The following is a 20,382-nucleotide window of genomic DNA, read 5'->3' on the forward strand; positions in this document are numbered from 1 at the left end:
CAACGGCACTTTTACTACCTCACCCACTTTTCGAATGCTCCTACACCTTGCCCGCCCGCTGGCGGTAGCGGCCCTAGGACTACTGCTGAGCCAGGCTAGCTCGGCCGCAGTAGCCGCGCCTACCCTACGCTATACGCTGTCCATGCCCGCGCCCCAAACCCACTACTTTGAAGTGGAAATGAAGCTGGACGGCTTTAATAAAGCCTTTACCGACGTAAAAATGCCGGTATGGGCGCCCGGTTCCTACCTGGTGCGCGAGTTTGCCAAAAACGTCGAGGGCTTTGAGGCTACGGCGGGCACTGAGAAGCTGCGGGTAGAAAAAGTCACTAAGAATACGTGGCGCATTTACCATCCCAAGGCCAGAAACTTTGCGGTGCGCTACCGGGTGTACGCTTTTGAGCTGAGCGTGCGCACCAGCTTTATTGACGCGGCTCACGGCTACCTCAACGGCACGAGCGTATTCATGTACCCGGCCGAAGAAAAGCAACTGCCCAGCACCCTGGAAGTAAAGCCAGCCGCTGGGTGGAGCCAGGTTAGCACCAGTTTGAAGCCGGCCGGCGGCACCTTTACGTACCGCGCCGCTAACTACGATGAGCTGGCCGATTCACCGATTGAAATCGGGAATCAGAAGATCTACACCTTCACGGCCAACGGTACGCCCCACACGGTGGCCATGTTCGGCGACCCAAAAGTTGACACGGCTCGCCTAACCCGTGACATGCAGCGCGTGTGCGAGCAAGCCCAGAAAGTAGTAGGGCAGAATCCGCTGGACCGCTACGTGTTCATTGTGCACAACATCGACCGGGGCACTGGGGGCCTAGAACACCTGTTTTCTACTACCCTGTCGGTGTCGCGCAATGCCTACTCCTCGGAGGCTGGTTGGAAAGGCTTCCTCGGGCTGGTGGCCCACGAATATTTCCATCTCTGGAACGTGAAACGCATCCGGCCGGTGGCCCTGGGGCCCTTCAACTACGACCAGGAAAACTACACCCGCATGCTATGGGTAAGCGAAGGCGGCACCGAGTACTTCAGTAATCTGATTGTGCAGCGCGCGGGCTTCGTAAGCCCCGATGAGTACTTGGGTGACCTAAGCAACGGCATCAACCGAGTAGAAAATACGCCCGGCAACCGGCAGCAGTCGGCCGCCGAGTCGAGCTTCGATGCCTGGATTAAGTACTACCGCCCCAACGAAAACTCCTCGAACACCGGCATTAGCTACTATGATAAAGGCGAGGTAATTGGGGCCGTGCTAGACCTGATGATCATCAACGAAACCAAGGGCCAGAAAAACCTCGACGACGTGATGCGCTACCTTTACGATCAGTACTACAAAAAGCTGGGCCGGGGCTTCACAGATGAGGAGTACCAGGATGCCGTAGCCAAAGTAGCCGGCCGCCGCTTCGACGACTTCTTCCGCCGCCACGTGTACGGGGTAGAAACCCTGCCCTACGAGCAGGCCCTGGGCTACGCCGGCCTGCAACTACGGGTAGCTCCGGCAGCCGCTACCGAGGCCAGCCTGGGCGCTAGCGTTAGCCCGGCGGGCGGCAAGCAAACCGTAACCAGCGTGGTGCGCGAAGGCAGCGCCTGGCAGGGTGGCCTGAGCGTCGGCGACGAGATTCTGGCCGTCGATGGCGCGCGGGTAACCGACGATGTGAACCGGCTGCTAGCCAACCGGGCCCCCGGCTCTGAGGTGAAGCTGCTCGTAAACCGCGACGGGCTAGTAAAAGAAATCAGCTTCCCGCTGCTGGCCAACCCGCTACGTCGCTACCGTATTGAGCGCCAGGCAAGCCCCACGCCTGAGCAGCAAGTTGTGCTAGCGAAGTGGCTGCCCGTGCAGAGATAAGGTAGCAGCTTACAGCAAAAAGCCCGTCGTCCTTGTCTGAGGATGACGGGCTTTTTGTTGGCTGTTCAATTCTAAGACTTGAAAGAAAATAGGCAGTAACCCACCAAAACATAATGCAGAGGCGGAGCCGAAGTATCTCGCGAGCTGCTTCGGCGGCGCCTCTGCATGACGTGCTTATAGCAAGCCTGGGCTCTGATGATTGGCTCATTATGATAAAATGTATAGTTGGCAGGAGCGGTGCTTCGATTGCGCGGGTTCTGGAGTAGGTGCTACCGATGCTGACATATTGATAAGCGGCGCGGACAGGCGCTACCCAGCAAAAAGCCCCGCTGTAGGTCAGCGGGGCTTTTTTGGTCCAGGTTTGGTGCCAGATACTTGAGGTGGCAAGCGCAGTTACTTGATGCGCTTGAGGGCTACCTCCCGTACGGGAGTAATAACCAGCGGTACTTTCTCCACTTTCACTGAGCTAGTATCAAGACCGAAATACTTGTCTTCGGAAGCAATGAACTGCTTGATGTAGAAGTAAGCCTGCATTACCAGCTTCTCAACCATGGGAAACTCGTTTTCTACCGAAAGGAATTTCTCTAGCACTACGAAGCGGAAGTCACCGGTAACGTGCTGCTTGCTCAAAGACTCGTAGCGGGAGGTGATGTCCACTTCCTTGTTGCGCACCAGGTCCTCCACTACTTTGCGGAAGTAGAGGTTGATACGTTGCTCTACCCGGAAGCCCAGGCGGAACGTAATCCGGAACACGTCGTCGTGGGCCAATTCGGTTACTTTATACTCCATCGTATACGGCTCGTCGGTGGTGTCCACGTGCACAAACCAGTAGATGTCGGCGCGCTTAGGGCGCTTCTGGAAGATGGAGTAAATAATCTTCGACTCGATTTCCGACTGCCGCTCCGCCGACGACATGAACACCAAGTGGGTAGCGTATTTCGACACCGACTCATCATTGGATAGCTGCTTCAGGGCCTCAATGTAGGGCTCAATTTTCACGAACTCCGTCAGGCGCCGCTTGATGTAGTAGGCCCGCAGCCATACGTACATCACGGCCATCAACGAGGAGCCAATGGCCAGCGAAACCCAGCCGCCGTGGGGAATTTGATGAGGTTGGCAATCAAGAAGGAGCCCTCAATAGCTCCGTACACCAACACGAAGAGCACAATGGCCGCCATCGGCACCCGCTTCATGTGCAGCCACGTAGTGAGCAGGATGGTAGTCATGAGCATGGTTAGCGTGATGGCCAGGCCATAGGCCGCCTCCATATTCGTGGATTCCTGGAAGTACAGCACCACCCCAATGCAGCCCAGCAGCAGCAACCGGTTCATGCTGGGCACATAGAGCTGGCCCTTCACGTCGGTGGGGTAGTTGAGGCGCACTTTGGGCCACATATTCAGGCGGATAGCTTCCGCTACCAGCGTAAACGAGCCCGTAATCAAAGCCTGCGAGGCAATAATGGCGGCAATGGTAGCAATGCCAATGCCGATGAGCAGGAACCACTGAGGCATCAGAGCATAGAAGGGGCTCCGACCGTCCAGCATCTGGCCCTGGTGAGCCAGCAACCACGCGCCCTGACCTAAGTAGTTCAGAATCAAGGTGGTCTTTACAAATACCCAGCTGATGCGGATATTGCCCTTGCCGCAGTGACCCAAGTCGGAGTAGAGCGCCTCGGCTCCGGTAGTACAGAGGAACACCGAACCTAGCAGCCAGAAACCACCCGGATATTCAGCCAGCAGCTCGTAAGCGTAGTAGGGGTTGATGGCCTTCAGAATAATTGGGTTCTGTACAATCCAGCTTACGCCCAACACGCCTAGCATGGTAAACCACAGGAGCATAATTGGGCCGAATGCTTTGCCTACAATCTGAGTACCAAAGCTTTGCAGCAGAAACAGGCCCGCAATAATGCCAATGACAATGGGCACCGTAGGAATGTCGGGCTTTACGGCCCGCAACCCCTCAATGGCCGACGATACGGAAATGGGAGGAGTGATAACCCCGTCGGCCAGTAGGGCCGCGCCGCCAATAATAGCCACGGCCGACAGCCAGGCGCCGCGCCGCCGCACGAGGGCGTAAAGTGAGAAAATACCGCCTTCCCCGTTGTTATCGGCATTGAGGGTAAGTATGACGTACTTGACGGTGGTTTGCAGCGTTAGAGTCCAGAGCACGCAGGAAATGGCGCCCAGCACCAAGTTGGCCTCAATCAGGTTAGGCACCCGGGCGCTTTTCAGAACGGCGCTCATTACGTACAGCGGCGAAGTACCGATGTCGCCGTAAATAATGCCGAGGGCAATGAGCAAGCCAGCCGTCGAAATGGCGGTATGCGAGTGTTTGGCGTCCATGTGAGGAGGAAGAGAGTGAGGATAGCCGTTTTTAATAAGCGGGGCCAAAGGTAGTAGTTGCACACGAATGCGGCGCTTCGGTCCCGGCGCGCTTACGTAGGCCTTGGCAAAAAGTGACAATAAGGCCGCAAGATCAGTAGACTGTTGGCGCGTCGGGGGCGGGGAAAGGTGGCTGCGCGGCCTCGTGCAGCCAGTAAGCCGCCGCGGCAGCCGCCTCATTGTGGCGCTGCCGAATGCGAAGATTTGCCTCGCTGGCCAACTGCTGCCAACTGCGGGCCGGGCCAGAAAAAGCGAAGTGGCGCGGCTCTCGGCCGGGTCGGTGCAGGCGCCAGCGGTTAGTGCCCCGCACGCCCCACACCAAGAGCAAAGCGCCAGCACCCATGCCCAGGGCTGCCGGCATGCTGTGCAGCCAGAACTGCAGATAACCCAACATAAAGCCGCAGAGCACAAAGCCGCCCAGCAGCACGCCCAGCAGCCAGCGCACCGGTTGCACATCCACCCCTTCCAGCTCCCGCCAGCCGAACAGTTCATCGTTGATTTCCAGCCCGTCATTGGTCAGAGCTACCCGGCTGTCTTCACTGCGCAGGGTCGGGAAGTGCTGCGGGGGAGGCGGGGGTAAGGGCCGAAAGCCCAACTCCGGCTCCTGCAACTCAGAGCTGCTGGTGGCCGCCGGGGCGGGAATCACATCCTCTGGGTCAGACGCGGGCGGAAGGGAAGTAGAATCAGGCATGGTCGAAAAAGCCCCGCCGGCCGTGGAAGTCCGCACCCACTGGGGCACGACGATATACACTGGCAACAGCGGGGCTGGCACTCGAGAAAAAAGCTTAATTATTAACTTTCAGCAGCTCTACGTCGAAGATAAGGGCCGAGTCCGGACCGATGTCGCGGCCGGCACCACGCTTGCCGTAGGCCAGGTCCGAGGGAATGTACAGGCGCCACTTCGAGCCCTCAGGCATCAGCTGCAAGGCTTCTGTCCAGCCGGCAATTACCTGGTTCACACCGAAAGTAGCGGGCTGACCGCGCTGGTAGGAACTGTCGAACACGGTGCCGTTGGTGAGCGTGCCGTGGTAGTGCGTTGTGACGGACGAGCCGGGACCGGGCTTACGGCCGCTTCCTTCCTTCAGCACTTCGTACTGCAGGCCGCTTGGGAGGGTAGTGATGCCGGGCTTGGCGGAGTTTGCTTGCAGGAAGGCTTCGCCTTCGGCTTTGTTGTTGCTCATATCAGAGGAGTCTTGGTTGGCTTCTTCGTGGGCTTCCATCTGCTGCTGCAGCTGCTGCATGGCGCTTTGCATCTGCTCGGGCGTGAGGCGGCTTGGCTCGCCGGCAATGGCCTCCTTCATGCTCTGGGCAAATACGTCAATGTCCAGGTCGAGGCCCTGCTGGGCGAAGTTGCGGGCCATATCGCGCCCGATGATGTAGCTGATTTGCTCTTTCAAGCCGTTCAGATTCATAAATCACAGGTTGTGCTCCTCGGTACCCTACGGCCTTACTTTTCAAAGGCCGCGCGTAACCAGATGAGCGAGTGGAAAAGGGATGCCCGACGGTCCACCACGGGCCGCCGTTACTGTGAAGTACCGAAAACAGGCGCGAATGGATGTTGTTTTTTTCAACTGCCGAGGATAAGTCCCTGATTTTGAACTCGGCTTTGTTCCCTTTAAACGCAACAAACCCCGCTGAGTGAGCGGGGTTTGCAAAAATCAAGGCCAGCGGCTTCCTAGCAGAAGTGCAGTTCTTCCTCGTCGCGCAGGTCAAAAAACAGGTTCAAGTCGCGTACCTGAGCGGCCAGGAAGCTCAATGATCCAATACCTCCGAGAACGAGCAGCGAAGAAACGGCAGCAGTGGTCTTTTTCATTGTGTTGTATGTATGTTAAAGTAAGTCAGCTTGTTGAATGCAAAGATACTACGCAGTCGTTACATAAATGTTATGCAAGCATCATTATTTGTTAAGCCAATCAGTAGCTGTCAGGGTTAGTGCACCTGCTTTTACATTAGTGAAAGGACAAGTTCCAGGCCTGGGTTTACTCGGGAAAGTCAAGGCACCCAGCTTCAAAACGCCTCCGCCTATTCCAGTGCTAGCCAGCGTGCCCGGGGTATGTTCTGCTGAGGGCAGTAGCCCTACTTGCTACCGCCGGAGCCTTCCTTACTAGCTTTCATCTTCTCAGCCACCTCCACCATAGGCGCCACCCAAATGTCCTGCTCATGCGCTTGGAGGTAGCGCAGCAACTGCCGGTGCGCGGCTAGTTCTACGTTCAGGCCGTGGCCTCCTCCCACGCCGTGGAAGAGGAACACGAGCAAGGTGTGGGAGCGTTGGGCCTGCTTCACCAAGTTGATCAAGTAATCGCCCGACTGCCCATTAATCATGTAGCTGTTGATGTTGGCTAAATCGACTTGGGCTAGCGGTTGCAGGCCGGCCGTAACTCCCCGCGCCCCCACAAAGTCGTTTTTAAGTTGCTCGTAGAAGTACACTCCCCCAATCTGCCGGTCGCCGCAGGGGTAGGCGAAGGTGCGGGCCGTTTTGCCATCAATGGCCGTAAGCAGAGCATTGGTAGCACGCACTTCGTTGACTGCCCGACTGATGGTGTACTTGCTTAGGTCGTTGTCGGGAGTGACGAAGTTCCGGCCGGGCAAGCTACCGTCGCAGGGGTGCATCAGGGCGTGGTTGCCTAGCTCATGTCCGCGCTGAGCTGCCCGGCGCCACTCGGGCAAGCGGGCGGCTACCACCGGCGAGGAGCCGATAAGGTAGAACGTGCCGCGGAGTTTCAGGGAGTCCAGGGCAGGTACCACGTGGTTGAGGTCCACCGCCAGGGCATCATCATAGGTAAGCACCACGGCGCACTGCTTGCCGTTCCAGGGGCCAGCGGTTTGAGCGAAACTGGCAGTGCTGGCGGTCAAGGCCAAGAGGGCTAATGAGGCTAGGCAGTGGAGGTTACTCATTCTTGCGAGGTAGGATAAGGCGGCTGTTACTTCTCTCTGTGAGGCAGGCAGTACGAAGGCAATAGACAAAAAAGCAGAAACTGCTACATCCTGCGCCAACGGTGCAGTACCTAGTCAGGTAATCTGCTTATGGCTTTTCTTCCGACACCTCCACGCGGCGGTTGCGGGCGTCGGGTGAGGGGTAGAGGGGGCGGGCGTCGCCGTAGCCGAGGGTGCTGATTCGTCCGGCCTCGATTCCGGCCTTTACCAGCTCCGCCTTTACGGCCTGGGCGCGTTGCTCCGAGAGTACCTGATTTTTCTGGGGCTCACCAATCTTATCGGTATGGCCGGCCACGCGCATCTTCAGCAGCGGGCGGGCCTTGAGTTCGGCAGCTAGCTGCTCAAGGGCCGGGCGACTTTCGGGCAGCAGTTCGGCCGTTCCGAGCGTAAAGAGTACCGTTGGGAGTACTACGGGGGTAGCAGCCAGGAGCGGGGCCGGAGCGCGGCGTACCGTGTCGAGGCGGGCCGTATCGGGGCGCACGGGGGCCGGCGGAACTACCGGCCGAGGGGCAGCAGGCTTGGGCGTAGCAGGACCGGTTACCTGAATGGTAATGGGTACCACCGGACTTTGACTGGTAGGATAATACCCTTGGGTGAGGTAGAACGTGGTAGTTTTGCTAAGCGTGGTGCGGTAGCTGTTGCCAGCCGCAAGCGGCTTTTTGAGTTCAGCATCGGCAAACCAGAGCACGTTACGTCCCGACACGCGAATGGTACTGGCCGCGTTGGCCGCCACCCTGGCCGCCGACTTTAACTTGATTCGGTACAAGGTGAAGGTACCAAAGTCACAGTCCCCCACGGGGTGGTAGGTGGCCTGTCCCGTCAGCTTTTCCTGCTGCGCGTCGTAAATAAAGGTAATGGAGCCGTCGCACCAGTAGCTAGTGGGTGAGCGGCCGGTTTCATTGAGCTTACGCACGTGTTCGAGGCGCATCCCGGTGCTGGTAGGGGTAGCCCGCACCTGAAACGTTACGGTGGTACGGGGCTGTCCGCCTACCTCCTGGTAGAGCACCCCAAACAAGCTCTTGTCTTTGCCTTTCTGCACCCGAAGCACCGCCGGCCAGTAACCTTCCCGGTCTTCAGTGTCTGTTTCAACCCCTTGCCAGACGCCCGCCAGCGACTGGGCCCGTAGTGGTCCTGTCAGCAGCAGCGCCAGAAGAAGTAGCCAACTACTATGTTTCATGGTACCTAGGTCAACTGATTCGAGGGCGTTGCGGCGGGGTAGCACTAAGCGCCGGGCGCAGCCCTACCGCTGGTAACGCTGCACCCGCTAACTCGAATATCTGACGCGGCCGAATTTCTTCCAACCCCTTCCCGCTTCTAACCCAGGTAGGCCATGTCTTCGGGGCTCAGCCGGATGGCTGCGGCCCGCAGGTTCTCTTGCAGGTGAGCCAGCGAGGAAGTCCCCGGAATGGGGAGCAGCCAGGGGAGCGGTGCAGCAGCCAGGCAATGTTGATCTGGGCTTCCGTGGCGTTATGTTGGCGCGCAACTTCGGCAATGCGGTTATCGGCCTTGGGTAAGGCGTGAACCAGCGAGAAGAATGGAATCAGCGGAATGCTGTGCTGCTCGCAGAGGTCCAGCACTTCCTCACCACCAGGGTTGGCCCCGTGCGGCAGCTGCACGGTAGTGCGCTGAGCGTAGCTGTACATGTTTTCAACCGTGGCAATAGAACCTAGCCCCAGCCCGGCTTCTAGCTCGGGGCGCGTTACGTTGCTCAGGCCCACGTGCTGAATCTTGCCCTCGCGCTGCAGCTCGAACATGGCGCCCAACTGCTCGTCTAGCGGTACCGGCCCCTGGCCCATCAGCCGCAGGTGTACCAGCTGAATTTGCTCCTGGCCTAGGGTACGTAGGTTGTTATCGATGCTGGTGCGTAGGTTACCGGGAGTGTTGAATGGCACCCAGCTTTTGTCTTGCCGACGAGTAGCGCCTACTTTGGTGCAGATGACCAGGTTTTCGGGGTAGGGGTACAGGGCTTCGCGGATGAGGCGGTTGGTAACATCCTCGCCGTAGTAGTCAGCAGTATCCAGAAATGTCACCCCTGACTCCACGGCCGTGCGCAGGATTTGCAGCGCCTCGCCGCGGTTAGCCGGCTCGCCCCAAATTTCCGGACCAGTCAGGCGCATGGTGCCATAACCCAAGCGGTTAACTGTTAGCGAATGCGCTGAGTTGGAGGCAATGGTGATAGTTGACATAAAGCAACGGCTAAAGGTAGACTAGTACACCGAACTACATTTGCAAGCGCGAAAAGTTATGACCTGTCGTGCCGGCTGTCTGCTAAACCAACTCAAAATGTCGCCCGGAAACTGGGCGAGGCGTGGCCCCAGCAAGCCCCTAAACCTAGAGGCTAGCTACGCTCGGAGCCGGTAGGTGACTATACCGTAAGCAAGCGGCTAGTACCCGTTTTGGGCGCGGTGCTGGATGCGCTTTTCCCAGCGCTTGCGCCGGGGAGCAATGTAGCCGCGCAAGTGTTTCTCCATCACCAGTGTAGCGCACGGGCGGCGGCCGTGGCTCCGAAACCAGCGTTTTCGATATAAACGGCCACTACTATTCGGGGTTTGTTGGCGGGGGCGAAGCCCACGAAGGCGGCGTGGTCGTCGCCCTCATCATTCTCCACGGTGCCGGTTTTGCCGGCAACCGTAATGCCCACATCCGCTAGGCTGGAGGCATCGGCCGTGCCGCCGCGCTGCATCACGGCTACCATACCCGGCACCAGGGCGGCAAAGTGGACGCTGTCGATGAGGGTGCGGTGTTTAATCAGAAAGCGCGGTAAGGGCCCGCTTCCTCCCACACTCCGCACCAGGTGAGGTGGGTAGTACCAGCCGCGGTTGGCGATGATGGCCGCCATATTGGCCATTTGCAAGCCCGTGAGGTTGATTTCGCCCTGCCCAATGCTAAGCGAGTAAATGGATCGGTAAGTCCAGCGGGTGGTGCGGTGCGCCTTGTCGTAGTACGCGGGGTAGGCAGGAAACCGGGGCTTCGCGGGGTAGATCTACGCCCAGTACGGAGTCTAGCCCGAACGAGCGGGCATGGCGGCGCCAGAGTTCCAAGTTGGCGTGCCGGGCAGCCACGGTATCCACCACGGCCAGCGTATCGGGCACCCGGTTGATAAGGCGTTCCATCACCTGGTAAAAGTAGGGGTTGCAGCTGTACTTCAGGCCCAGGGTTAGGTTTTTGCCGGGGGGTGACGGTGCACGCAGCTGATCAAGGACTGGTCGCACCGAAAGGCGGTAGTAGGGCTGATGGCGCCTAGCTGAAGGGCTACGGCGGCATTCACCAATTTAAACACCGAGCCGGGCGGGTTAGCCAGCATGGCCGGGCGGTTTAGCAAGGGCATGTCTTCGTGCTCCAGCAGCTCGGCGCGCACCCCAGCCTGGTCTGGTGCCGTAAGGGTTGCCGCGTTATACACCGGCGCCGACACGTAAGCCAATATTTCCCCGGTGCGCGGGTCCAGGGCCACTAGGTAGCCGCGGCGGTTGCCCAGCAGCTTTTCGGCGTAGGCCTGTAGCTTGACGTCAATGGTCAGGTGTAAGTCCTGGCCCTGCCGGAAAGTGGTATCCTTGGCCCAGGTGCCGTGGGTTTGGCCGTTGGCATCTACCAAGGGGTGGAGGTAGCCGTGACGGCCCTGGAGCAGACCGTTATAATAGGTTTCAACGCCGCCATTGCGCAGCCGGTAAAAACGGCCGCGCCGGTACCGCTTAGCTTGGCGGTAGAACGCCTGCGCCTCGCTGCTCAGGTAGCCCAGCACGGGAGCCGCGGCACCGGTGGTATACGTGCGCTGGTGGCGCTCAACCAAGGCCAGCCTAGGCCAGTCGGCGCTGTCGCGGCGGACCCGTTTGGCTTCAGCGGCGGTAAGCCGGAGCTGGACCGGGTAACCAGCGGGTGCGTCTGGGTAGGGCAGGGCCTCGGCAATGCGGCGCCGGACGGTGGTAGAATCCCAGCCCAGCAGCAGGCCTAGCGCCAGGGTATCCAGTGGGGAGCGGCGCGGCAGCTTCAGCAGGTACTGCAGGCGGGTGTCAACCAGCACGGAGTCGTTGCGGTCAAGCACGCGGCCCCGGATAAGCGAGTCGGCCACCACGATGCGCCGGCGGGTGTATACCTCGGTTTCCGAGTCCTGCGGCGGTTGGCCGGTCTGCTGCTCTGGTGATGAGCAGGCGGCCAGGGCCACAAGCAAAGCCAGTAGACAGTTTTCCCACTTAGTAAAAGCCGTGCGCATGGGGTAAAGCTAGAGAATTGCCGGGCTTCGGTGCTGCGCTTTTCGATCAACCGGTTTGCGTACCGCTCGGAACCGCGCGGAATTCAGCTTAGTGCTAGCTGGTTGTGGGTAGTAGTTTCTCAGGCTCCCTTTCTGCTTCTACAATTCTATTGCGTGTGCCCCACACTGTTGGCTAATACGGATAAAAACAGCCAATCGAAAGCAGAAACCGAAGGCGAGGGCTAGGGCAGTTCAGGTAAAATACTTCCCTTTTGGGAGGGCGCCGCCGGGAAACAAGCGAGTTGGCAAAATCGTACATGCTTTCATGTATGAACAGATTATTCTAGAAGAATCGTATGCCACGGTGCTGGCAGACTCGGCCACGCCTTGCATCATCGTACAGCTACATAGCTTTGCCAACCGGGAGCAGTTTAAGCACATGATGAACACAGGGCTGGAGTACTTCCAGACTCATACCAGCCCCCAACAGCCCTGGGGTTGGATTGCCGACACGCGCCATATGAGCGCCATCCACAACGATATTCAGCAGTGGCTAGCCCACGACTGGAACGTTCGGGCTTACCAAGCGGGTTTGCGCGAGATGAGCATCATCACCTCCCAAAACGTGCTGGGGCAGCTGGCAACCCAGCAGTATGCCCAGCTAGCGGTAGCGCAACCCGAAAAATATGTGCTGGAACCGGTTTACTACCCATCATTGGAGGAAGCTAGGCAAGGCGTAAGAAAAAGAACTGCAGCGTCCAAGGCTCAGGAATAGCCCTGTGCAAGACATTTGAGGGCGCTTCTCATTCATCATTGATTTCGAATAGGCTTTTATGCAAGAGTTAAAAACCTCTCTGGGCAGGGTGTACCTAACAGTAGATACCGATTATGAAAACCAGTGGATCCGGGTAAACTGGCAAGGCTACCTGACCGCCGACAGCATTCAGGAAGGGGCCAAGGCCTACACCGAAGCGCTAGCCAAGGCCGGATTTTCCTGCGTTCTAAACGACACCCGCTCCGTGCGCGGCCCCTGGGACCATTCCATGGATTGGGTCATCAACGAATGGGCACCCAATGCGGCTGCAGCCGGTATGCGTTACTTCGCCCTGATTTCGACGCCGGAAACCCTAGCCGACGGCTCCGCAGCCAACTTCTACGCCCAGCTAAAAGCCTTCCACGCCGAGGTGTTCGACAGCACTGAAGCGGCTGAGGAGTGGCTACGCCGCGTATGTAACGAGGAAAAATAAACTGCTTGGCTCAGGGCTGCTGCACAAGCAACGGCTAGGAGAGATGGAACAACGGAGGTACAGGGGCCGGCAGCGGACCCGCGAGTAGTATTAAGTAATACGCCGCGGTAGCAGGACCTGCACTGCTGCAGGCATCATTGTTCAAGTAACTCTCAGTAAAAACCGCGCCGCTTGGATAGCTCCAGGCGGCGCGGTTTCGTTAGGGTCAGCAGGGTAGCTGCGAAATAGAGGTAGCAAGATTACTCTAAGCGCATGACCCCATTACTTATAATATCACGGATTACATCCAGTTTCCAAACTCTGCCTAAATCAGACTCTGAATTTATTCTACCACTGTAAATGCCAATCAGATATACAATGTCACCTGGCGCTTCGTAAATAATTCCTTCATATTCGACCTCCTGTCCTTTCTTTAATATCGAAATAACAGGCGAGCCTGATTGACCTTGTCTAGTTCTAGAATCAATTAAAAATAAAGGTTTTCCATCGTAGTTTACGTTAGGTTCCGAGGCAATGTATCCAGATGTCCAGATAGGAAACCCATCAGCAGATAAACCAAAAGGATAGCCAATCACGCTAATTAATGAAGCTACTTCCCATTGATACTTTCCTTCATTAGCATCGAATGCTAAGCTTGATAAGTCGCCGTAGTCTTCCGCTTTGAATAGAATGCCAACGACATCGTACTGTCCAATATTTGAATGTTCTATCCAAATAGGTTTTTCAAAGTGTTCATCACGATAGAGGTCAAGTACGAACTCATCGTAGCCCTTTCGTATCCTTATTTCAGGATTAGATTCGTTGTTTTTTACGATAGGTAATCTGAATTTAATCTTGTTAGGTACGCCAGCATTTTTTGATAGATATTCACCAGTGTCATTATTCCTACCTGTAACATTATGTCTGTTTGTGAAAAATAAAGTTTGTCCTTGAAATTGTGAAAAAAATCCGGTGGCTTTTGACAGAACAGTTTCATTAAACATCATTTCAATATAAATAACCTTGTGTGATATAGAGTTGACTTTGTTTTTAGAGCTAAGCATAATGTGATTTTGTCAAAATTGTTTTTGCGTTATGTCAAAATGGCAAGGGCGCTACCTTACCAAAGTAGTGCCCTTGTTTCTTAGTTGAGAGGACTAATTACATATTCCTTCTATACTGTCCGCCTACCTCAAACAACGCATTTGTAATCTGGCCGAGCGAGCAGAACTTCACGGTTTCCATCAGTTCCTCGAAGAGGTTGCCGTTGGCTACTGCCACTTGTTGCAGCTGCTTCAGGCGTTGCTCGGCGGTGCCTTGGTTGCGGGCGTGCAGGTTCTGGAGCATCGTGATTTGATACTGCTTTTCCTCCTCCGTAGCGCGGATTACCTCGGCCGGGATGACTGTGGGCGAGCCTTTCGAGGAGAGGAAGGTGTTCACGCCGATGATGGGATACTCGCCGGTGTGCTTGAGCATCTCGTAGTGCATGCTTTCCTCCTGAATCTTGCCGCGCTGGTACATGGTTTCCATGGCACCCAGCACGCCGCCGCGCTCCGTGATGCGGTCAAACTCCAGCAGTACGGCTTCTTCTACTAGGTCAGTGAGTTCTTCGATGATGAAGGAGCCTTGCAGCGGGTTTTCGTTCTTGGCCAGGCCTAGCTCTCGGTTGATGATGAGCTGGATGGCCATGGCCCGGCGCACCGATTCCTCGGTGGGCGTGGTAATGGCCTCGTCGTAGGCGTTGGTGTGCAGGGAGTTGCAGTTATCGTAGATGGCGTAGAGCGCCTGCAACGTGGTGCGGATATCGTTGAAGTCGATTTCCTGGGCGTGCAAGCTCCGGCCGCTGGTCTGGATGTGGTACTTCAACATCTGCGAGCGGGCGTTGGCGCCGTACTTCAGCTTCATGGCCTTAGCCCAGATGCGGCGCGCCACGCGGCCAATTACCGCGTACTCGGGGTCGATGCCGTTGGAGAAGAAGAACGACAGGTTGGGGGCGAAGTCATTCACGTCCATGCCCCGGCTCACGTAGTACTCCACGAAGGTGAAGCCGTTGCTGAGGGTAAGGGCCAGCTGGGTAATGGGGTTGGCACCGGCCTCGGCAATGTGGTAGCCGGAAATTGACACCGAGTAGAAGTTGCGAACCTTCTCCTTGATGAAGTACTCCTGCACGTCGCCCATGAGGCGCAGGGCAAACTCGGTGCTGAAGATGCAGGTGTTCTGGGCCTGGTCTTCCTTCAGGATGTCGGCCTGCACGGTGCCGCGCACCTGGCTGAGCGTGCGCACCTTGATGGTGTGGTACACGTCGGCGGGTAGCACTTGGTCGCCGGTTACGCCGAGCAGCATCAGGCCTAGGCCGTCATTGCCGGCGGGCAGCTCGCCTTGGTAGCTGGGGCGCGCTACCCCTTTCTCCTGATAGATGGCTTCAATCTTCTGGTTGACTTCCTCCTCCAGCCCGTTCTCCTTGATGTACAACTCGCACTGCTGGTCAATGGCAGCGTTCATGAAGAAGGCAGCCAACTGCGCGGCCGGACCATTAATGGTCATCGACACCGAGGTAGTCGGGTTGGCCAAGTTGAAGCCCGAATACAGCTTCTTGGCATCGTCGAGGCAGGCGATGCTCACGCCGGCGTTACCGATTTTGCCGTAGATGTCGGGCCGGTGGTCGGGGTCCTCGCCGTAGAGCGTCACCGAGTCGAAAGCCGTACTCAGGCGCTTGGCCGGTAGCCCGGCCGATACGTAGTGGAAGCGGCGGTTGGTGCGCTCGGGGCCGCCTTCGCCGGCAAACATGCGGGTGGGGTCTTCGCCTTCGCGCTTGAAGGGAAACACACCGGCCGTGTAAGGGAATTCGCCGGGCACGTTTTCCTGGAGCTGCCAGCGCAGCAAATCGCCCCAGGCCGTGTAGCGGGGGAGGCTAACCTTGGGAACCTGCTGGTTCGAGAGGCTGGTCGTGTGCGTCTGGATGCGGATTTCCTTGTCTCGCACCTTAAAGATGAACTCGGGGGCTTTGTAGGCGGCTACCTTTTGCGGCCAGGTCTCCAGGAGTTTCCAGTTTTGGCCGTCCAGCCGGAGCTTGATTTCCTCGAAGGTGCTCTCCAAGCCGGCGACGAGGTTTCCTGATCCGGGGGCGTTGCTGCCGTTCCCAGCGCCAGATCCTCCACCGGCGGGGTTACTTCCGAGGCTTTGGACGGCTCCGATGGCTTGCCGGATTCCGTAGAGTTGCTGAGCGGTGTCAGACTGTTTTTGAACCCACTGGTCATATTGGCGGTTGGTTTCGGCTATTTCAGAAAGGTAACGCGTGCGGTGAGGCGGGATGATATAAATCTTCTCCGAATCCTCCTTGGTAGTCTCAAGCTGCGAGGCAAACGGCACGCCCGTCTTGGCTTCTACGGTGGCCAGCACGGCCCGGTACAGCCGGTTCATGCCGGGGTCGTTAAACTGGGAGGCGATGGTGCCGAACACCGGCATTGAGTCCAGAGGCGTGTCCCAGAGCTGGTGGTTGCGCTGGAACTGCTTGCGCACGTCGCGCAGCGCGTCGAGGGCGCCGCGCTTGTCGAACTTGTTGAGGGCAATAACGTCGGCGAAATCGAGCATGTCGATTTTCTCCAGCTGGGTAGCGGCGCCGTACTCCGGCGTCATCACGTACAGGCTGGCGTCGGAGTGCTCAATGATTTCCGTATCCGACTGGCCGATGCCGGAGGTTTCGAGGATAATCAGGTCGAAGTCGGCGGCGCGCACTACGTCCACGGCATCCTGCACATACTTGCTCAGGGCCAAGTTGCTCTGGCGCGTAGCCAGGCTGCGCATGTACACCCGCGGCGAGTTGATGGAGTTCATCCGGATACGGTCGCCCAAGAGGGCCCCGCCGGTTTTGCGCTTGCTGGGATCCACCGAAATGATGGCAATGGTTTTCTCCGGAAAGTCGAGCAGGAAGCGGCGCACCAGCTCGTCTACTAGGCTCGACTTACCCGCACCGCCCGTGCCCGTGATGCCCAGAATCGGGGCCTTCGAGGTGCCGGCGGGGGTAGGGTCGAGGCGTTGGTCATTGCCCGCTTCCGACTGCTGAAAATCAGCAATCAGCTGGCCTTTCACCCGCTCAAACTCCTGGGGGAAGTTTTCGGCGGCCGAAATCAGGCGGCCAATGCTGCGGGCGTCCTTCTCCTTTACGTGGCCAGCCTCGCCGTTGAGGTTCTGGCCGGTAGGGAAGTCTGACTTCTGGAGCAGGTCGTTGATCATGCCCTGCAGGCCCATGGCGCGGCCATGGTCGGGGGAGTAGATGCGGGTGATGCCGTAGGCTTCTAGGTCCTCGATTTCGGTGGGCAGAATTACGCCGCCGCCGCCGCCGAAGATTTTTACGTGCCCCGCGCCGCGCTCCTTGAGCAGGTCAAACATGTACTTGAAGTACTCGTTGTGGCCGCCCTGGTAGGAGGTAATGGCAATGGCCTGGGCGTCTTCCTGAATAGCGCAGTCCACAATTTCCTGCACAGAGCGGTTGTGGCCCAGGTGAATTACTTCGGCGCCGCTGCTCTGGATGATGCGGCGCATGATATTGATGGCGGCGTCGTGCCCATCAAACAGGGCCGCCGCCGTCACGATGCGGATGTGGTTTTGGGGCTTATACGGAGCTACGGGAGCTGCTTGCATAGCGCGGAAGGTTTGGGTGGAATTTGGGGTAGCGAAGGTACGAAAAAAGCCCCGGCGGGGTGGGCCGGGGCTTTATCAAGAACTCTAGCGAGGCGATAGAAGCGAACTAAGTAAAATGGCTAGTTTCTTTCTAGCCAGGAAACAAAGATTGTCAGGTGATCTAACAAGCTCACCAAGAAAAAAATAACATTCAGGGTTAAGTAACATGGAATTAGCGACCCGATCCACAAGTGCGAACAGGTTTGGAGATATTTCTACCTCATGCTCATAAAGCTGTTGAACAATGATGTCAAAGGCGCATCCATATTCGCCAACTGAAAGCATGTCTTGTGCATTGGCGTAGTCACGCGACGGTAAGCCCGCTTCGTGAGAGGCTGCCAGCAACTCTGTAACTAACTGCTCATGTAGCTTTTCTCGTTGGTACTTTTCCCACCAGTTCCACATACTTTACCGCAGCTCCGCCAGCCGCAGCCGGAACCCTGGCAGCACGGCTTCGCCGGATAGCTCTTTCTCAAAGCCTTGCACCACTTCCGGCTCAGGTTGGCCGGGGCGGTAGAGGTAGGCCGTTTCGGTTTCCGGTACAATGAGCCATGCCAATTGGGCACCGTTGCGGAGCCAGTCGAGCATTTTGGCTTGCAGGGTTTTTGTGGAGTCGGAGGACGATTTCAGCTCCACCACAAACTCCGGGCACACGGGGGCGAATTTGTCCTGCTGCTCCAGCGTCAGGGCGTTCCACTTGGCCGCTGAAACCCAGGAAGCATCTGGCGACAGTACGGAGCCATCGGGGAGGGTGAAGCCAGTGTTGGAATCAAATGCTTCGCCCAACTGCTGATGTTGTTCCCACCATTTACCAAGTTGAAAATTGAGGCGAAAATTACGTTTGCCGGAGCGGCTGCCGGTGGGCGACATAAGCAGAATTTCGTGGTTAGCGGTACGCTCGATGCGCAGGTCAGGGTGCTGCTGACAGAAGTCAAAGAATTCGTCATCGGTCATGCGCCCCAGGTAGGAGCCACCCAGTAAAATGCCACCAGATTCGAAGGAAGTACGCATAGGCTAAAAATACGCAAAATCTATAACCAAGGCTTCGGGCCCGGTAACCTCAGCTTTACTCCGTCAGCACTGTAAAGTACAGGCTGGGTTGCAGTTCGTGCAGGGTCCAGGCCGCCTCGCTGTTCTCGCGCTCTACCATTACTTGTTTGGGCTGCCGCGTCACGGGTATCGAGAAGTACTTGTCCCACGGATTCGTTTTCTCGCTCTGCAGCCACTGAACGGTAGCTACTACCGGCTGGGCTTCCAGCATGATTTCGTAGGGTCGCAAATCTACCGTAAGCCAGCCCCGTTGGCGGTTGCTGCACACCAACTGCACGTCGCGGGAGAGTAGCGCCCGACCCGGCCGGCCCTGCTCCAGCACGTACAGATTCAGGCGGAAGCGCAGGTGCTCGTAGGTATTGGCTGACAGAAAAACGTGGAATTCTTCGAGGTAGGTACGGCGGGTAGGCCGCAGCACGGTGCCTAGTTCCCAGCCCCATTCATCGTCTACGGTTTCCTTGCCGCTGGAGCCTCCCGTCCAGAGCACGTCGGCCTTTTCCTTGTTGCGGCCCAGCTGGCCCGGCCGCACCCGGCGGTGCTCCACTACCACCGTACCCAGGGCCTGCTCTTGCGGGGCCAGCCGAAATTCGCGTTGCCCGGCAGCCAAGGCCGCCGGCAGTACTACCTGCCGCGAAAATCCCACGCAGGTAACCACCAAAGTATCCTGCAGACTCGGCAAGCGTAGCAGGTAGCGGCCCTGCTCATCGGCCACGGTGCCTAGTCCCCGGCCCGGCACGCCCAGGGTAGCAAAAGGTACCGGCTCATTGGTTTGGGTATGCAGAATTCGGCCTTCGAGAATGATGTTCTGGGCCCGCAGGCCGAAACTCACAAGCGAGAATAGAAGCAGTAAACGAAATCTGGGTGGCATTCTAAAAAAGGCAAGACAGAGCACCGTCTTGGTGGATGGGGTGCAATATACGCCCGCCGCGTGGGTCAACTCTTGCAAAAGGTGACGACACAACAAAACGGCTGGGGCCCTTGTCCTCGCCTCAGCCGTTCGGCCGCTTGACCAGCCAGTTACTTGTTGGCCTGCTTCTCCAGGGCTTGCAGCAACTCATCAGCGGCGTTTTCGATATCGGAGTAGCCTTGCTGGGCCGCTCGCTCCTTGGCCGCAATAAGGCCGTCACGGTGTACGGTTTTAAAGTCGCCGTAGGGAAAGTGGTAGCGGCCCTTGGTGTCTTCACCCTTGCTAGTATCCAGGCCCAGGTGCCAGTTAGCGTATTCGGCTATTTCATGCGTTTGCAAGAATGTGTTTTCCTGGCGGGTATCGGGGTTATGCTGGCTCCAGTGGCCTTCGTCGTTTTTAAATTTGCCCTCCCGGATGAGTTGTTTTGCAAACGTAATGACTTCGGAATTTACTTGAACGCTCATGCGGAAAAGGGTAAAGTGGAGGGATATACCCCCTTACGAACGGCTGTCAACGGGGTTAAAATTGCCAGCTGCCGCTACCTACTTCTGGGGCTACATACTTAATAGGCTGAAAGCAAAAATCACCCCTAGGCAGCCATCAGAGGCCACCTAGGGGTGATGTGCTAAACTCGCCGACGTAGGGCGGTGCCTTATTCGTTTGCCAAGGCCTGCACGCCCGCCTCGGCTACGGCGTGGTCATCCTCTACGGTGCTACCCGACACGCCAATGGCGCCAAATATCTGGCCTTCGCTATTCTTGAGCGGAATACCGCCGGGAAAGGTGATGAGGCCACCATTTGAGTGCTCAATGTTATACAGGGAGCCGCCGGGCTGCGAAAGTCCCCCGATGGCGCCCGTAGGCATGTCGAAGAAACGTGCCGTTTTGGCCTTTTTGATGGAAATATCCAGGGAGCCCAACCAAGCATCATCCATGCGGATGAAGGCCACCAGATTAGCGCCGGAGTCAACGACGGCAATGTTCATTTTGACGCCCATTTGCTGCGCCTTTTCGTGAGCGGCTTGCAGGGCCCGTTGCGCTTGCTGAAGAGTAATACCCATACGTGTTATCTGATTAGCAGGAAAGAAAGTTTCTAGTCAAGAACGACATCCGCGGCACATTGTTCGGCCGGCCCAACGGCAGCCCTGACTTGGCTACCGGTTTATTTCGGCTCAC

The 20,382-nt window shown here is 57.4% G+C and carries 19 protein-coding genes and 1 pseudogene; 3 read left to right on the top strand and 17 right to left on the bottom strand.

What is annotated here, in order from left to right:
• Positions 1–34: 34 nt before the first annotated feature.
• Positions 35–1,843, top strand: a complete 1,809-nt coding sequence (locus tag MUN84_RS22090; RefSeq protein WP_244696037.1) for a M61 family metallopeptidase — start codon at positions 35–37, stop codon at positions 1,841–1,843.
• Between the two features lie 393 nt (positions 1,844–2,236).
• Here the strand turns inward: MUN84_RS22090 and MUN84_RS22095 are convergent.
• The 10 genes and pseudogenes from MUN84_RS22095 to MUN84_RS22140 form a co-directional block, all read right to left on the bottom strand.
• Positions 2,237–4,185 (bottom strand): annotated as a pseudogene (locus MUN84_RS22095) (KUP/HAK/KT family potassium transporter).
• A gap of 133 nt (positions 4,186–4,318) precedes the next feature.
• A complete protein-coding gene (locus MUN84_RS22100; protein WP_244696038.1) occupies positions 4,319–4,996 on the bottom strand; it encodes a hypothetical protein in 678 nt (225 codons plus the stop codon).
• A 13-nt stretch (positions 4,997–5,009) separates the two neighbouring features.
• Positions 5,010–5,636: an FKBP-type peptidyl-prolyl cis-trans isomerase gene (locus tag MUN84_RS22105; protein ID WP_244696039.1), complete on the bottom strand. Its 627-nt coding sequence runs from the start codon at positions 5,634–5,636 to the stop codon at positions 5,010–5,012.
• Between the two features lie 263 nt (positions 5,637–5,899).
• Entirely contained in the window at positions 5,900–6,037 is a 138-nt protein-coding gene (locus MUN84_RS22110) for a hypothetical protein (RefSeq protein WP_188558631.1), read from the bottom strand.
• 263 nt (positions 6,038–6,300) lie between these two features.
• A complete protein-coding gene (locus MUN84_RS22115; protein ID WP_244696040.1) occupies positions 6,301–7,077 on the bottom strand; it encodes a polysaccharide deacetylase family protein in 777 nt (258 codons plus the stop codon).
• A 169-nt stretch (positions 7,078–7,246) separates the two neighbouring features.
• A complete protein-coding gene (locus tag MUN84_RS22120; RefSeq protein WP_244696041.1) occupies positions 7,247–8,335 on the bottom strand; it encodes an OmpA family protein in 1,089 nt (362 codons plus the stop codon).
• 166 nt (positions 8,336–8,501) lie between these two features.
• The gene (locus MUN84_RS22125) at positions 8,502–9,344 is read right to left on the bottom strand and encodes an aldo/keto reductase (RefSeq protein ID WP_244696042.1); all 843 of its coding nucleotides are present in this window, start codon (positions 9,342–9,344) and stop codon (positions 8,502–8,504) included.
• A 284-nt stretch (positions 9,345–9,628) separates the two neighbouring features.
• Positions 9,629–10,141, bottom strand: coding sequence for a penicillin-binding transpeptidase domain-containing protein (locus tag MUN84_RS22130; RefSeq protein WP_317239238.1), 513 nt, complete (start codon positions 10,139–10,141; stop codon positions 9,629–9,631).
• Positions 10,044–10,370, bottom strand: a complete 327-nt coding sequence (locus MUN84_RS22135) for a hypothetical protein (RefSeq protein ID WP_244699117.1) — start codon at positions 10,368–10,370, stop codon at positions 10,044–10,046. The genes MUN84_RS22130 and MUN84_RS22135 overlap by 98 nt, the downstream gene beginning before the upstream one ends.
• The gene (locus MUN84_RS22140) at positions 10,316–11,365 is read right to left on the bottom strand and encodes a penicillin-binding transpeptidase domain-containing protein (RefSeq protein WP_244696043.1); all 1,050 of its coding nucleotides are present in this window, start codon (positions 11,363–11,365) and stop codon (positions 10,316–10,318) included. Before MUN84_RS22140 ends, MUN84_RS22135 begins: the two co-directional genes overlap by 55 nt.
• A 304-nt stretch (positions 11,366–11,669) precedes the next feature.
• On the opposite strand from MUN84_RS22140, the gene MUN84_RS22145 reads away from it, so the two are divergent.
• Together MUN84_RS22145 and MUN84_RS22150 are read left to right on the top strand one after the other, a co-directional pair.
• A complete protein-coding gene (locus MUN84_RS22145; RefSeq protein WP_244696044.1) occupies positions 11,670–12,119 on the top strand; it encodes a hypothetical protein in 450 nt (149 codons plus the stop codon).
• 88 nt (positions 12,120–12,207) lie between these two features.
• Positions 12,208–12,591, top strand: a complete 384-nt coding sequence (locus tag MUN84_RS22150; protein ID WP_244696045.1) for an STAS/SEC14 domain-containing protein — start codon at positions 12,208–12,210, stop codon at positions 12,589–12,591.
• 239 nt (positions 12,592–12,830) lie between these two features.
• On the opposite strand, the gene MUN84_RS22155 is transcribed toward MUN84_RS22150, so the two are convergent.
• From MUN84_RS22155 to MUN84_RS22185, 7 genes are all read right to left on the bottom strand, one after another.
• Positions 12,831–13,634 (bottom strand): trypsin-like peptidase domain-containing protein, encoded by an 804-nt coding sequence (locus tag MUN84_RS22155; protein WP_244696046.1) that lies wholly within the window; start codon positions 13,632–13,634, stop codon positions 12,831–12,833.
• A gap of 97 nt (positions 13,635–13,731) precedes the next feature.
• Positions 13,732–17,211 carry a methylmalonyl-CoA mutase family protein gene (locus MUN84_RS22160; RefSeq protein ID WP_244696047.1) on the bottom strand — a complete coding sequence of 1,160 codons (3,480 nt, stop codon included), beginning with the start codon at positions 17,209–17,211 and terminating at the stop codon, positions 13,732–13,734.
• 84 nt (positions 17,212–17,295) lie between these two features.
• Positions 17,296–17,655 carry a MafI family immunity protein gene (locus MUN84_RS22165; protein ID WP_244696048.1) on the bottom strand — a complete coding sequence of 120 codons (360 nt, stop codon included), beginning with the start codon at positions 17,653–17,655 and terminating at the stop codon, positions 17,296–17,298.
• 3 nt (positions 17,656–17,658) lie between these two features.
• Positions 17,659–18,261 (bottom strand): Uma2 family endonuclease, encoded by a 603-nt coding sequence (locus MUN84_RS22170; RefSeq protein WP_244696049.1) that lies wholly within the window; start codon positions 18,259–18,261, stop codon positions 17,659–17,661.
• A 55-nt stretch (positions 18,262–18,316) separates the two neighbouring features.
• A complete protein-coding gene (locus MUN84_RS22175) occupies positions 18,317–19,129 on the bottom strand; it encodes a carboxypeptidase-like regulatory domain-containing protein (RefSeq protein ID WP_244696050.1) in 813 nt (270 codons plus the stop codon).
• Positions 19,130–19,317: 188 nt separating this feature from the next.
• Positions 19,318–19,671, bottom strand: coding sequence for a hypothetical protein (locus MUN84_RS22180; RefSeq protein WP_244696051.1), 354 nt, complete (start codon positions 19,669–19,671; stop codon positions 19,318–19,320).
• A gap of 188 nt (positions 19,672–19,859) precedes the next feature.
• Complete coding sequence (locus MUN84_RS22185) at positions 19,860–20,267, bottom strand: GlcG/HbpS family heme-binding protein (RefSeq protein WP_244696052.1); 408 nt, start codon at positions 20,265–20,267, stop codon at positions 19,860–19,862.
• Between the last annotated feature and the right edge of the window lie 115 nt (positions 20,268–20,382).

The organism is Hymenobacter sp. 5516J-16, assembly GCF_022919335.1.
GTDB classification, from domain to species: domain Bacteria; phylum Bacteroidota; class Bacteroidia; order Cytophagales; family Hymenobacteraceae; genus Hymenobacter; species Hymenobacter sublimis.

What these genes read in the sequence shown, in the direction of transcription:
- MUN84_RS22090 (WP_244696037.1), top strand. Translation starts at nt 35, where the DNA reads ATGCTCCTACACCTTGCCCGCCCGCTGGCGGTAGCGGCCCTAGGACTA.
- MUN84_RS22105 (WP_244696039.1), bottom strand. Translation starts at nt 5,636, where the DNA reads ATGAATCTGAACGGCTTGAAAGAGCAAATCAGCTACATCATCGGGCGC.
- MUN84_RS22110 (WP_188558631.1), bottom strand. Translation starts at nt 6,037, where the DNA reads ATGAAAAAGACCACTGCTGCCGTTTCTTCGCTGCTCGTTCTCGGAGGT.
- MUN84_RS22120 (WP_244696041.1), bottom strand. Translation starts at nt 8,335, where the DNA reads ATGAAACATAGTAGTTGGCTACTTCTTCTGGCGCTGCTGCTGACAGGA.
- MUN84_RS22125 (WP_244696042.1), bottom strand. Translation starts at nt 9,344, where the DNA reads ATGTCAACTATCACCATTGCCTCCAACTCAGCGCATTCGCTAACAGTT.
- MUN84_RS22140 (WP_244696043.1), bottom strand. Translation starts at nt 11,365, where the DNA reads ATGCGCACGGCTTTTACTAAGTGGGAAAACTGTCTACTGGCTTTGCTT.
- MUN84_RS22145 (WP_244696044.1), top strand. Translation starts at nt 11,670, where the DNA reads ATGTATGAACAGATTATTCTAGAAGAATCGTATGCCACGGTGCTGGCA.
- MUN84_RS22155 (WP_244696046.1), bottom strand. Translation starts at nt 13,634, where the DNA reads ATGCTTAGCTCTAAAAACAAAGTCAACTCTATATCACACAAGGTTATT.
- MUN84_RS22160 (WP_244696047.1), bottom strand. Translation starts at nt 17,211, where the DNA reads ATGCAAGCAGCTCCCGTAGCTCCGTATAAGCCCCAAAACCACATCCGC.
- MUN84_RS22165 (WP_244696048.1), bottom strand. Translation starts at nt 17,655, where the DNA reads ATGTGGAACTGGTGGGAAAAGTACCAACGAGAAAAGCTACATGAGCAG.
- MUN84_RS22170 (WP_244696049.1), bottom strand. Translation starts at nt 18,261, where the DNA reads ATGCGTACTTCCTTCGAATCTGGTGGCATTTTACTGGGTGGCTCCTAC.
- MUN84_RS22180 (WP_244696051.1), bottom strand. Translation starts at nt 19,671, where the DNA reads ATGAGCGTTCAAGTAAATTCCGAAGTCATTACGTTTGCAAAACAACTC.
- MUN84_RS22185 (WP_244696052.1), bottom strand. Translation starts at nt 20,267, where the DNA reads ATGGGTATTACTCTTCAGCAAGCGCAACGGGCCCTGCAAGCCGCTCAC.